A 14043-nucleotide genomic window follows, 5' to 3' on the forward strand; every position below is an offset into this window, starting at 1 on the left:
CGTAGAAGGTCGATTCAGACTTTATACGACAGTCTTTTGTGCGCTTAACGGCCTTATAGCGTATCCGCCAACGACGAGAGAAGAGCTCGAAGACGAACCGGGATTTCCTCTCTCAGTTGCCCCCATGAGACGAAAATTTCCGGGTCCCACTCAAGCCGCTCGTATTCGAAGGAAGGCTTAAAGCAGTATTGCTTCAAACAGAGTTCGGAAAGCCTATCGTCGTCTTCTCCGGTTTTAATTTCCCCTCGGAACATCTCAGGCTCTAGGAGGCCGTCCTTGCCGGCTTCTTCCATACAGCAAGATTCCACGTTGGGTAGCAGATGGAATAGCTCAGCTATAGGCGACATCGCATGTTTCCCAGGCTGGGAGAATAGCTTGACGCGCCCCTCATTGGTTACATTGCTTCGATCCCGGAGCAGCCCGACGAGATAGTGTCCATGATAGCTACACTCGCAATGGACAACCTCTCCCTCATGTCCAATGTACACCCATACATGCTCAAGCTCGTACAGATGCTGAATGTCGTAATCCCAATAGATCGCGTATTCGATGGCCATAGCGACGCGATCAGGATCGATTTTAATGGTACGGTCGAACGAGAGGGAAGATGCCGTTTCTTCAAACACGGTGATCCCAACGCGAATCGGCTTGAACGGCTCTCTTACGTCAAAGTAGAGATCGGGAGCGTAGCGGAAAGCGGCTTCCAAATGCGGGCTTGAGGCGGGTTGTTGCATCGTCAAACTCCTCCTAAATAAATAATGATTGCTTTTCATTCGATTATATAGTAAAAATTAATTAAGCGCTTCACTTATTAATATATAATACTTTTTAGTAAAATGAAAGCGTTGTACATTTAAGCGCTTAATGTTTAACAAGGAGGACCTCATGAATACGATCCGGTTAACAATGGCGCAAGCTTTAGTAAAGTTTCTGGACAATCAATATGTATCTGTAGAAGGTATAGAGACGAAATTCGTCGCTGGGGTGATGGGCATCTTCGGCCATGGCAATGTGACTGGCATCGGCGAGGCGCTTGAGAGAAGCCCCGGCGGTCTGACTTTCGTGCAAGGCAAGAACGAGCAAGGGATGACCCATGCGGCCATCGCTTTCGCAAAGCAGAAGCGTCGAACGCAAATTTACGCTTGTACGTCGTCGATCGGCCCGGGAGCGTTGAATATGGTGACCGCGGCTGGAACGGCGACGGTCAATCGCATTCCGCTGCTGCTGCTTCCCGGAGATAACTTCGCCTCAAGGCAGCCGGACCCGGTGCTACAACAGCTCGAGGCGGGTCACGATTATACGATTGCGGCTACGGATTGTTTTAAGCCGGTGAGCAAGTATTGGGATCGAATCGTCAGACCGGAACAGCTTATGAGTGCGGCGCTGAATGCGATGCGGGTGCTGACGGACTCGGCAGAGACGGGAGCGGTAACGCTTGCCCTCCCTCAGGACGTACAGGCGGAAGCCTACGATTACCCTTTAGACTTCTTTAAGAAGCGAGTGTTCGTCCTTGAACGACAATTGCCTTCGGCCGAAGCGTTGGGTAGAGCGGTCGAAGCCGCGAAAGCGAAGCGCAGACCGCTGATCATTGCCGGGGGAGGCGTTCAGTATTCCGGAGCGAATGCGGAGCTGGCGGCTTTCGCCGAGAAGCTTGGTGTTCCGGTTGCCGAGACGCAAGCCGGCAAAGGGGCGATGCGCTGGGATCATCCTCTTAATGTAGGAGGCATCGGGGTGACCGGCGGTCTCGCCGCGAACCGATTAGCCAAGGAAGCGGATTTGATCATCGGTATCGGCACTCGGTACTCCGATTTCACGACGGCTTCCAAGTCCGCTTTCCTCCAAGAGGGCGCACTATTCATTAATATTAACGTCAACAGGGCGGATGCCGGCAAGCTTGAGGGGATTTCTCTTTGCGGCGATGCACGCGAGACGATTCGATTGTTGGGCGAGAAGCTAGAACAAGCTGGATATACGACGGCCTATGGCGACGGAGAGATTGCGAAGCTGAAGGCTGAGTGGGATCAAGAGGTTGATCGGCTTTACGCGCTTGAACGTGAAGACGGATTGGCACAGACGCGCGCGCTCGGCATTATCAACGAGACAATCGGAGAAGAGGCAGTCATCGTTTGCGCCGCCGGAAGCCTTCCGGGCGATCTCCAACGGTTATGGCGAGTTGGACAGCCTAGAGGCTATCATCTCGAATACGGCTTTTCCTGCATGGGCTACGAGGTCAGCGGCGCGTTTGGCGTTGCGCTCGCGGAACCGCGGCGCGATGTGTATGCGTTTGCGGGCGACGGTAGCTACTTAATGCTTCATTCCGAGCTCATCACGAGCTTGCAGGAAAGAAGGAAGATGACGGTGCTGCTGTTCGATAACCACGGCTTCCAGTGCATTCACAACTTGCAGCGAGGGAACGGTAGCGACGGCTTCGGCAACGAATTCCGCTATCGCGAATCGGACACGGGTCGCTATACCGGAGTTCCGTTGCAGATTGATTTCGCCGCTCATGCCCGTAGCCTAGGGGCTGCTTCCTATAAGGCGGGTACCGCTGAGGAACTGCGAGAAGCACTGCGTCTGGCGAAAAACGAGAAACGGACAACATTGATTGAGATATCCGTACTACCGGGAACGAATACGGACGGTTATGAGTCGTGGTGGAACGTCGGCGTGCCAGCTGTGTCGACGAGCGACAAAGTGACGCTGGCGCATGAACAGATGAACGAACGCATTCAACAAGCGAAAGCTTACTAAATATATGGCTTGGGAGGAAGACACGATGGCTTTGTTTCCTTTTCGCCTAGGCGTCCATCCGATCAATTGGGTCGGAGAAGATGTGAAGGAGCATGGGGACGACACGACGTACGAACGAATTATGGACGATATTCAGTCGCTCGGACTGACAGGAACCGAGATGGGGAGGAAGTTTCCAGCTGACATCGTCTTGTTGAAGCGGGAGCTGGCGAAGCGCAACATTCAGCTCGTCTCCCAATGGAAATCCGTATTGTTCTCCGATCCAACTTACCGAGAGCAAGAGCTGGAAGCTTTCAGGCAGCATGCGAGGTTTCTGCAGGAAATGGGCAGCAAGGTAATCAGCACATGCGAGGTAGGCGGTTCGTTGCACTTTGATCCGCGTCGTACGCCGCTCGAACGGGAAATCATTCCACTGGATGAAGAGGGCTGGACCTCTCTGGTCGAAGGGCTGAATGCGGCCGGATGCATCGCTAAGGAATACGGATTGAAGCTCACCTATCATCATCATGGCGGTACAGTCGTCGAGAGTCCGGCGGAGATCGACAAGCTGATGGAGCTGACCGATCCGGAAGTGGTGTACCTGCTGTTCGACACGGGACATGCGCTGTATGGCGGAGCCGATCCGTTAACGTTGCTTCGGAAGCATTACGATCGTATCGCCTACGTTCACCTTAAGGACGTAAGGGAAGCGAAGCTGGAGCAAGCGAAAGCCGAAGGATCGGATTTCGTGACTTGTATCCGGAATGGTGTGTTCACCGTTCCTGGAGACGGCCACATCGATTTTCGGCCTATCGTGCAGGAACTCATCGACCGAGGGTATAACGGCTGGGCGCTGCTCGAAGGCGAGCAAGATCCGGCAGAGCATCCGGCACGAGATTATGCGGCCCGGGCGCTTGACTACTTAAGTTCGTTGCTCCCGGAGCAAGAAGGAGAACGCGCATGACTGTATCTACGTCCTCGAAAGCATCGATATTCCCGACCGGGAGAAAGTTCGATTTTACTGCGATCGGAAGATTGTGCATCGACTTGAATGCAAACGAGATCAATCGTCCGATGGAACAGACGACAACGTTCACGAAGTATGTCGGCGGCTCGCCCGCGAACATCGCGATCGGCATGAGCCGGCTCGGTCGAAGCATCGCCTTCATCGGCAAAATCGCCGACGATCAGATGGGACGTTTCATCCGCGATTATTTGCACAGCAACGGCATCGACGACGGCAACGTTGTGACAGATCGGACGGGGGCGGTTACTGGGCTTGCGTTCACGGAGATTAAGAGTCCTTCCGAGTGCAGCATTCTGATGTACCGGGATAACGTCGCCGATCTGAAGCTCAGTCCGCTAGAAGTGAAAGAGGAACTGATCGCCGCGAGTCAAGCACTGCTGATCTCAGGCACGGCGCTTGCGGCGAGCCCTTCGCGGGAAGCGGTGTTCGTCGCGCTGGACTACGCCCGCAAGCATGGCACGACGGTTATTTTCGACATCGACTATCGGCCGTACACGTGGGTATCATCCGAAGAGACGGCGATCTACTACAATCTGGCCGCGGAGAAAAGCAATATTATAATCGGTACGAGAGAAGAATTCGATGCCATGGAGAAATTTGAGCAGAATCCGGAGCGAAGCGATCGGTACACAGCCTCCAAGTGGTTCAGCCATGCAGCGAAGCTCGTTATTATCAAGCATGGCAAAGAAGGCTCGATCGCTTACACGGAAGACGGACAGGAGCATCGGGCTAAGTCGTACCCTGCTAAAGTCGTTAAAACTTTCGGAGCGGGCGATTCTTATGCCGCAGGATTCATCCACGGCCTGATGTCCGGCTGGTCGGTAGTGAAGAGCATGGCGTTCGGCAGCGCAGCCGCTAGCATAGTCATCTCCAGTCATAGCTGCTCGGATGCAATGCCTACAGCAGATCAAGTGGAACATTACATGGAGCGCTGCGAGCGAGGAGAAATTACGGCTAACTGAAATCTGGCATCAAGTCTCATAGGAAACGGAGTGGACATACGCAATGACCGCAACGCTTAAAAATTGGATCGGCGGAGAATGGGTCGCTTCTTCGACCGAATTTACAGAGAACGTGTACAATCCTGCAACGGAAGAAGTATTGGCCCAAATTCCGCTGTCTACGCAGGAGGACGTCGATAGGGCGGTTGCCGTGGCAAGCCAAGCTTTCGCTTCTTGGAGTAAGACGCCCGTTCCGCGCCGCGCTCGAGTGCTATTCAAATATCAGCAACTGCTCGTAGATCACTGGGAGGAACTTGCCCGACTCATTACGCTGGAGAACGGTAAAAGCCTCGGGGAAGCGCACGGGGAAGTGCTGCGCGGCATTGAATGCGTCGAGTTCGCCGCAGGTGCTCCGACGCTGATGATGGGCAAGCAACTACCGGATATCGCTTCGAATCTGGAATCCGGCATGTATCGTTATCCCCTTGGCGTTGTCGGAGGGATTACGCCTTTTAACTTCCCGATGATGGTGCCGTGCTGGATGTTTCCGCTGGCAATCGCATGCGGTAATGCGTTTGTGCTTAAGCCTTCCGAGCGGACACCCTTGCTTGCGAATAGGTTAGCGGAGTTGTTCCATGAAGCGGGCTTGCCAGCAGGGGTACTGAATATCGTGCATGGTGCGCATGACGTCGTGAACGGTATTCTGAAGCACCCGGATGTTAAGGCGATTTCCTTCGTCGGCTCTCAGCCGGTTGCGGAATACGTGTATACGACGGGAGCGGCGCACGGCAAACGCGTTCAAGCGTTGGCGGGGGCCAAAAACCACTCCATCGTTATGCCCGACGCGGACCTGGATCTCACGGTCAAGGAAATTGTAAACGCAGCATTCGGCTCCGCAGGCGAGCGCTGTATGGCTTGCGCCGTCGTAGTCGCCGTCGGGGATGTAGGCGATGAGCTTGTCGCACGGTTATCCGCCGCTGCAGATCGAATCGCCATTGGTAACGGATTGGAGGAAGGAACGTTTCTTGGACCTGTCATCCGGGAGTCGCATAAGGATAGAACGGTTCGCTACATTGAGAGCGGCGTTGCCGAGGGTGGCGTTCTCGTGAGAGACGGGCGCCAAGACGCTGCCGCGTTGGGAGAGGGCTATTTCCTCGGCCCAACGATCTTCGACCGGGTGGAAAGCCGAATGGCAATCGGGAAAGACGAAATATTCGCACCAGTGCTTTCCGTGATGAGAGTCGATACGTTGGAAGAAGCTATCGTCGTAACGAACCGCTCGGAATTCGCCAACGGCGCCTGCCTGTTCACCGCTAGCGGTGCTAGCATGAGGCAATTCCGTGAGACGATCGACGCGGGCATGTTGGGGATTAATCTAGGCGTACCCGCACCAATGGCGTTTTTCCCTTTCTCCGGGTATAAGAAATCATTTTACGGAGATTTGCATGCGAACGGCACGGACGGCGTTGAGTTCTATACCCGCAAAAAAATGGTAACCGCTCGTTGGTAATGACAAAGAAGAAGCATTTGCAGAAGTAGAATCAGGCTGGAGGAACGACATGAATAAAGTGAGGATCGGCATAATCGGCGCGGGGAGAATTGGGAAAATCCATGCCGACAATTTGAGAAGACATCCGCAGGCGGAAATCGTCGCGATCGGCGATCTATTCGCGGACGATGAATTGGTCGATTGGGCGAATGCAAGAGGAATCCCGGTCGTGACCAACGACAGCGAGGACATCATCAACAATCCGGATATCGACGTGGTGTTCATCTGTTCGTCCACGGACAGTCACGTCCCTCTGATCAAGCAGGCGGCTCGGAAGGGCAAACATATTTTCTGCGAGAAACCGATCAGCATGGATATTCGGCAGACGGAAGAGGCGCTGGAGGAAGTCCGCCGCGCAGGCGTACAGCTGCAAGTCGGCTTTAACCGCAGATTTGATCATAACTTTAGAAGAGTGCGCGGGCATGTGGAAGCGGGAGCGATCGGCGAGGTGCAATTGATCAAGATTACATCGAGAGATCCGATCCCGCCGCCCGAAGACTACATCGAAGTGTCCGGGGGCATCTTCATGGATATGATGATCCACGACTTTGATATGGCCCGTTATTTGTCCGGAAGTGAGGTCGAGGAGGTATTCGCGCAAGGAGGCGTTCTTGTCGATCCGGCGTTCGCGAGATACGACGACATCGATACGGCGATTGTGACTCTGCGTTTCACGAACGGAGCGTTCGGTGTCATCGACTGCAGCCGCAAGGCGGTATACGGCTATGATCAGCGCGCCGAGGCGTTTGGCTCCAAAGGGGTGGCGACGGCAGACAACGATTATCCGAATACAGCAGTACTCAGCACCGAAGATGGTATCTGGAGGGATAAGCCGCCTCACTTCTTCTTAGAAAGATATAACGCGGCTTACGTTCTTGAGACCGAACAATTCATCGATTGCGTGTTGAACGGAAGTGCCGTTCCAGTCAGTGGAGAAGACGGGTGGCAGGCGGAGAAAATCGCCTGGGCTGCCAAGCGTTCGTTGCACGAGCGTCGGGTCGTCAAGCTGACGGAACTGGATGATCGGAATGAAGATGAGCTTGCTGAACGTCAGACTGAAGGGAGGTGAGACTGTGCCACGATTAATCGTAAGTCCAGAGAAGGAGTCGTCCGGAGAGCTTCCCGTGCTGTCGGTGACGCCGGAATCGGCGGGTTGGTCTTATGTCGGGTTCGCGATTCACCGGATGAAGCCCGGCGAGAAGCTAAATCGGATTACCGGGGATCGCGAGTTCTGCCTCGTTCTTCTCGGAGGTAAAGCAAACGTCTCGACAACTCGGAATACATGGGAAGCGATTGGGCAAAGAATGAGCGTTTTTGAGCAAATTCCGCCCTACTCCGTCTACGTTCCGAATGAGGATCGATTCGAGGTTGAGGCTTTGACCGAGGTTGAATTGGCGATAGCCGAAGCTCCTGGTCGTGGCAATTATCCCGCACGCCTGATCGAACCGGCCGACGTTGGTGTCGAGGTGAGAGGGCAGGGGAGTACCCAGCGATTCATCCATCATATTTTACCGGAGGAGCAACCTGCGGACAGCTTGCTCGTCGTCGAGGTGTTTACCCCGGCCGGTCATTGGTCCAGCTATCCTCCGCACAAGCACGACAGGGACGTGCTGCCAGAAGAGTCGCTACTGGAAGAAACGTATTATTACCGCATATCCCCAGAGCAAGGCTTTGCCATTCAGCGGGTGTATACGGACGATGGCTCGCTCGACGAGACGCTTGCGGTCAAAGACGGCGAAACGGTGCTTGTGCCGAAAGGCTATCATCCCGTGTCGGCTCCACCTGGCTACGAAGTCTATTATTTAAACGTCATGGCGGGTCCGAGCCGCGTCTGGAAAATTCGGAACGATCCAGATCACGAGTGGCTCGCAAGCCCCGGAAACATAGCTAAAGATTGATATTGCAAAGGGATTCGAATAATCGGATAATAGCCCAATAGAGGACGCCAGAGTTTTACTCCCGTCTAACCGATTATGAATGAGGTTGCATATGAAAGCGACGACAATATACGACGTGGCCAAGGAAGCGGGAGTGTCCATCGCGACCGTCTCCAATGTCATCAATGACAAAGGCAACGTCGGAAAGAAGAAGCGGGAAGAAATTTTTAAGGTCATGGAGCGCTTGCAGTATAAGCCCAGCGTGATCGCCTCCGCCTTAATGGGGAAGAAGACTTACACGCTCGGCCTACTTATACCGGATGTATCCAACCCGTTTTTCTCGGAGATAGCCCGTTCGGTTGAAGATTTGGCTCATTCCGAAGGGTACAGCGTCATCGTGTGCAGCACGGATAACAAGGACGAACGCGTCGAGAAATATATTCACCTGCTGGAGCAGAAAAGCGTAGACGGCATCCTGATCGGTACGGGTGTCGATAACGCAGACATTCTGACGCAATTGTCGGAGAAATCGGTTCCAATCGTCATGATCGCCCGCGAAACCTCTGAGATTTCCGTTCACAGCGTGCTGACGGACGACTTCAAGGGCGGCTCTCTCGCCGCGGGTCATATGCTGCAGCACGGTCACGAGAGAATGGCGATCTTGTCCGAGAACGCCAATGTCAGCAGCAGCGTCGAACGGGTGAGAGGATTCAGGTTTGCGCTGTTCGAAGCAGGAAAGACGATAAGCGACGATCAAATCCTTCCTTGCCATTCGGGCATTAAGGATGGGAAGATAGCGGCATCGCTGTTGCTGCAATCGGACAGTCGGCCGACAGCCATCTTCTGCTGTAACGACATTCTTGCCATCGGGGCGCTGCAGGCTGCTAAGGAAAACGGGGTAAGGGTGCCCGAACAATTATCGATTATCGGCTTCGATAATACACTATTGTCGACCGTGGTCAGTCCGGCATTGACGACGATCTCGCAACCGATGGATGAGATGGTAAAGCTGGCATTTGGTTTACTTATCGCAACCCCCGAAGGCGGCGGAGACGAGATCAAGCAAAGAATCGTCATGCAACCCGAGCTGGTCGTTCGCGAATCGACAGGTCCATCGCCGAAGGAATAAGCATTCGCTTTACATGTCGTGGAGGAGGGCGTTCAGCCCGAACTTCCCACAGCTGATTTGCAAGCATTACCCAACAACATGAGAAGCTCGCCTAAGATTCGATGAATGAATGCGTTTGGGTACGATACAAACGCTAACTCCCCTCTCAACGCAGATTGATGCGAAGAGACGGGGCAATCGGATCCCTTTTTAGAAGATAATTTAAAGCGTTTACATCATCAGATAGCTTAACGTAAAGCTCAGAGTTTACGAAAATTGTTGTTTAATTTACATGTCGATTAAACCGGTTTAATAATTGGGGCTTATGCTGAACTAGTAGGTGTCGGACGTCCTAAATACGAATAAATTAAACCGGTTTAATACATGAAATAACTAAGGGAGGTGAGGCCGGAGCGAATGCGTAATTGTGATGTATTGCGAAAGAAGAAGGGCAAGGCGCTAAAACATTCATGGAGGGGTTAATATGAAAAAAACCAGAATTTTCTTGGCACTTCTTGTAACAATGGCAGTCATCATCGCGGGCTGCGACAGCAATAATGCTGCGAAACCAAGCACATCCAAAGCTCCGGAACCTACAAAAGTCGCTCAGGAAACGGCTGTGGCTACCAGCTCGGGAACGGCTTCCAAGGAAGCGCCGATATTGGCGTCGCTCGTATCCGAAGGCAAGCTGCCTGCATTGGATCAACGTCTGCCTACAGCATCCGACGTCATGGTCGAAAATGTCGTTGACGAAATCGGTCAATACGGTGGCGACTTGAACATGGCATGGAACGGTCCTTCCGACAAATGGGGCGTCGGAATGATGAACGAAGAAGCACTCTTCCGTTTCAATAAAGAAGGTAACGCGGTTGAACCGAACGTGGCCAAAGGCTACGAAGTCAACGCGGATTCGACGGTATTCACGATCCATCTACGCGAAGGCATGAAATGGTCCGACGGCGTGCCGTTTACGGCCGACGACGTTCTGTTCTACTGGGAGCACATGCTGACGAAAGAAACGTTCGGTAAGAAGATCTATGATGCATACTACTCGGTCGATCCGGTTACGGGCGACAAAGCGTTGGCAGAAGTGAAAAAAGTCGACGACCATACATTCACGGTGACGCACAAGTATCCAAGTGTTCAGTTCCTTGAGCGCGTTGCCATCGACAACAAGTGGTTCTTCGCTCCAGCGCATTTCCACAAGACGATCTTGCCTGAATTTGTTGGCGATGCGAAGACGCTTGAGATTACGAAGCAATGGGGCTACGAGGATCCGAAGCAATTCTTGGTCGAGACAGGCTACTACTTCTGGTTGCATCCGCAAATCCCGACACTTGCCGCTTGGGTAGCGAAAACCGATCCAAACAGCGACCAATTTATTATGGAGCGTAACCCGTACTACTGGAAGACGGACTCCGAAGGCAATCAACTTCCCTACTTGGATCGCATTGTGGAGAACAAAATCCAAGATCCAAGCCAATCGTTGCTTGGTACGCTGTCGGGTGAATTTAACTTCGCTACGATGGATACGACGAATTTCACCGTTCTAAAAGAGAATGAGAAAAGAGCCGACTACCGCGTTATTCCTTGGACGCAACCAACTTGGTCCAGCGCGGGCATTCAATTGAACCAAACGACGAAAGATCCGAACCTGAACAAGCTGTTCCAAGATATTCGTTTCAGAGAAGCAATCTCTATCGGAGTTAACCGTCAAGAGGTTTCAGACATCGTAACGAATGGACTGGCAGAGCCGATCCAAGCTTCCGTTCCGGAAGGCGTTATCGGCTATCAAGAAGGCTGGGCGCAGCATTGGGCGGAGTTCGATACGGAAAAAGCCAACAAGCTGCTTGATGAAATCGGGTTGACGAAGCGCGATAAAAACAACTTCCGCATGTTCGCTAATGGTGCTGATCTGACGCTGACTGTATACGAATCGGATCCGAACAAGAGCACATTCCTTGAATTACTCAGGAAATATTTTGAGGATATGGGTCTGAAAATGAATGTGAAAATGGTAGAGGGTGGCGCACTCTTCGACTTGAAGTATGCGAACGAAGTGCCTATTCATACCGAGGTCATCTCGGTTGCGAACGTAGCATTCCGTCCGGATACACTAGTACCGCTTCGGATTATTACACCTTGGTTCGGTCACTACGGTCTGTACACCCAATCGGGAGGCAAGGAAGGCGTGAAGCCGGAAGGCGATGTCGCCGAAATTCTCGCAATCTGGGATAAGATCAAAGCAAGCAAGAGTAAAGATGAGATCAATCAGCTTGCGAACGAAATCTACAAGCTTCATATGAAAAACCAATGGGTGATCGGTTACGCTGGCCCGACGCCGATGCTGCTCGTCGCGTCGAACAAACTGCACAATGTTCCATCCGGCCTCGTATGGGCTGATGAATACCGCACGGTAGGTCATGCTCATCCGTCCCAATTTTTCCTCAAGTAAGACAATCAGTCTGGTATTAAGGGCGGTAATGGGGAGATCGTGTTCCCCATTGCCGAGTTCCCGAATGAGGTTTTCAACAGCAATGGAGAGGATTGGGGAAGGATGCTCCAATATTCGATTAAACGAATTCTGATGGCGATACCCGTTGTCATGTTCATTTCTTTCATCGTGTTCTATATCATTCAGCTTCCGCCGGGAGATTACGTTTCTAGCTATTCGGCGCAGATGATGGCGGCGGGAGATGTCATGACGCAGGCCGATATGGACCAGATGCGTTCAAACCTGGGATTGGACCGACCGGTATATGAGCAATACGCGATATGGATCAAGAAGATCGTTCTGCATGGAGATTTCGGCTATTCGTTTAACTATAACAAGCCGGTTATGGAAGTCGTAAAGCAATATATGGGGCTGACGCTTGTCGTCTCGTTTGTCACGATGGCATTCCAGTATCTCGTGGCAATCCCAATCGGTATATACACAGCGGTCAAGCAGTATTCTGCAGGAGATTATTTTTTCTCGGGGATTAGCTTCCTTGGCATGGCAACGCCTAACTTCTTGCTAGCGATTATTCTGATGTATCTTTCCTACACGTGGTTCGGAGATCCGCTCCTTGGATTGTTCTCTAACGAGTACGTCAACGCCGCCTGGTCGATGGCCAAAGCGGTCGATCTAATGAAGCACTTAGTCATACCAGTCATCGTCATCGGTTTGGCAAGCACCGCGGATCTCATTCGCGTTATGCGCGGTCAGATGCTGGACGAATTGAACAAGCCTAACGTCATCACAGCTAGAGCCAAAGGCTTGTCCGAAACGAAAATTCTGTTCAAATATCCGACACGCGCCGCATTGAATCCGATCGTCAGTACGTTTGGGTGGTCGTTGTCTTCGATTTTTACAGGCTCCACCATTACCGCTATCGTCTTGAATTTACCGATCCAAGGGCCTGTAATGTATAAAGCATTGCTCGGTCAAGACATGTATCTGGCAGGCTCGTGGCTGCTCTTCATGGCGCTGCTGACCGTGATCGGTACATTGATCTCCGATATTTTGCTCGCATGGCTCGATCCAAAAATCCGCACAGAGTTCAGGGGTAACTAACCGATGAAAACACTGCCCGTATTCAGGAGACACAAGACGGAGGCGCATAAGCCGCCCGCGGACAAGGACTTGAACTACAGCTCGCAATGGAGCCTTATTTTTATCAAGTTCAAGAAGCATAAGCTTGCGCGGATCAGTATGTATGTTCTCGGTTTTCTATACACGATCGCCTTGTTCGCGCAATTTATCGCGCCGTACAGCCTACAAAGCTATGATAGTAAATACGTTAACGCACCACCGATGACACTGCGATTCGTGGACGGCGACGGCAAGTTCCATATTCAGCCGTTCGTGTACGAGCTGAAGTCGGATCGCGACCCAGATACGATGCGTAAAATATTCGTCGCGAATAAGGAGAAGCGTTATTCGCTGCAATTGTTCGCCAAAGGCGAGAAATACAAATTCCTCGGATTGATCTCGACCGATCGGCATTTGTTCGGGGTCGAGCAGCCAGGGCGTCTATTCATGCTAGGGACAGACTCGATGGGTAGAGACATGTTCTCGCGCATCGTGCTCGGCAGCCAAATTTCGCTCAGCATTCCGCTCGTCGGCGTCGCGATCAGCTTCGTGCTCGGCATTTTTATCGGGGGCATCTCTGGTTATTTCGGGGGCTGGATCGACTCGCTCATCCAACGGATTATTGAAATCATTCGTTCGTTCCCGACGCTTCCGCTATGGATGGCGTTATCGGCAGCGATCCCGCCGCGAATACCGATCGTGACGATGTACTTGTATATCGTCATCATCTTCGCCTTCATCGGCTGGACAGATCTGGCGCGCGTCGTGCGGGGCAAGTTTATTTCGCTTAAAAACGAAGATTATGTCATCGCTGCGAAGATCGCAGGTGTCGGCAATACGAAGATTATTTTGAAGCATTTGCTTCCGGGCTTCCTTAGTTATTTGGTCGTCGCCACGACGCTCGCGATTCCACACATGATTATCGGCGAGACGGCGATGAGCTTCCTTGGCTTGGGCATTCGCTCACCGGCGACAAGCTGGGGCGTGCTGCTGCAGGAGGCGCAGAAGATTGAGAACGTCGCATTGTACCCGTGGAAGCTCATCCCGCTCGGCGTCGTAATTATGACGGTGTTGGCTTACAACTTTCTAGGCGACGGATTAAGGGATGCCGCGGACCCGTACAAGAAATAGTCCATTATACAGGAGACAAGCGAGGGGATAGTGTGACGACTCAAACGGCGCAAACGGCCAATAAAGGGCAGTCCCTGCTCTCCGTGCAGGACCTGAAAATCCGGAT

11 protein-coding genes are annotated in these 14043 nt (G+C 52.5%); 10 read left to right on the top strand and 1 reads right to left on the bottom strand.

Annotated elements, in window-relative coordinates:
* Positions 1–53: 53 nt before the first annotated feature.
* The gene (locus tag M1K58_RS22690) at positions 54–734 is read right to left on the bottom strand and encodes a hypothetical protein (protein WP_256761168.1); all 681 of its coding nucleotides are present in this window, start codon (positions 732–734) and stop codon (positions 54–56) included.
* Positions 735–885: 151 nt separating this feature from the next.
* Here M1K58_RS22690 and iolD point away from each other — a divergent pair, with 151 nt between their 5' ends.
* From iolD to M1K58_RS22740, 10 genes are all read left to right on the top strand, one after another.
* Complete coding sequence (gene iolD / locus M1K58_RS22695) at positions 886–2751, top strand: 3D-(3,5/4)-trihydroxycyclohexane-1,2-dione acylhydrolase (decyclizing) (RefSeq protein ID WP_256761169.1); 1866 nt, start codon at positions 886–888, stop codon at positions 2749–2751.
* Between the two features lie 25 nt (positions 2752–2776).
* Positions 2777–3694, top strand: coding sequence for a myo-inosose-2 dehydratase (gene iolE / locus M1K58_RS22700; protein ID WP_256761170.1), 918 nt, complete (start codon positions 2777–2779; stop codon positions 3692–3694).
* Positions 3691–4719 (top strand): 5-dehydro-2-deoxygluconokinase, encoded by a 1029-nt coding sequence (gene iolC / locus M1K58_RS22705; protein WP_256761171.1) that lies wholly within the window; start codon positions 3691–3693, stop codon positions 4717–4719. Before iolE ends, iolC begins: the two co-directional genes overlap by 4 nt.
* 43 nt (positions 4720–4762) lie before the next feature.
* Complete coding sequence (locus tag M1K58_RS22710; RefSeq protein ID WP_256761172.1) at positions 4763–6208, top strand: CoA-acylating methylmalonate-semialdehyde dehydrogenase; 1446 nt, start codon at positions 4763–4765, stop codon at positions 6206–6208.
* A gap of 49 nt (positions 6209–6257) precedes the next feature.
* Positions 6258–7316 (top strand): inositol 2-dehydrogenase, encoded by a 1059-nt coding sequence (iolG, locus tag M1K58_RS22715; RefSeq protein WP_256761173.1) that lies wholly within the window; start codon positions 6258–6260, stop codon positions 7314–7316.
* A gap of 4 nt (positions 7317–7320) precedes the next feature.
* Complete coding sequence (gene iolB, locus M1K58_RS22720) at positions 7321–8145, top strand: 5-deoxy-glucuronate isomerase (protein WP_256761174.1); 825 nt, start codon at positions 7321–7323, stop codon at positions 8143–8145.
* A gap of 91 nt (positions 8146–8236) precedes the next feature.
* Positions 8237–9253 (top strand): LacI family DNA-binding transcriptional regulator, encoded by a 1017-nt coding sequence (locus M1K58_RS22725; protein WP_256761175.1) that lies wholly within the window; start codon positions 8237–8239, stop codon positions 9251–9253.
* Between the two features lie 463 nt (positions 9254–9716).
* Positions 9717–11687: an ABC transporter substrate-binding protein gene (locus M1K58_RS22730; protein WP_256761176.1), complete on the top strand. Its 1971-nt coding sequence runs from the start codon at positions 9717–9719 to the stop codon at positions 11685–11687.
* Between the two features lie 39 nt (positions 11688–11726).
* Positions 11727–12788, top strand: a complete 1062-nt coding sequence (locus M1K58_RS22735; protein ID WP_256761177.1) for an ABC transporter permease — start codon at positions 11727–11729, stop codon at positions 12786–12788.
* 3 nt (positions 12789–12791) lie between these two features.
* A complete protein-coding gene (locus M1K58_RS22740; RefSeq protein ID WP_256761178.1) occupies positions 12792–13937 on the top strand; it encodes an ABC transporter permease in 1146 nt (381 codons plus the stop codon).
* Positions 13938–14043: the final 106 nt, after the last annotated feature.

The sequence above is a fragment of the Cohnella sp. WQ 127256 genome, assembly GCF_024519285.1.
In the GTDB taxonomy this organism is placed as follows: domain Bacteria; phylum Bacillota; class Bacilli; order Paenibacillales; family Paenibacillaceae; genus Cohnella.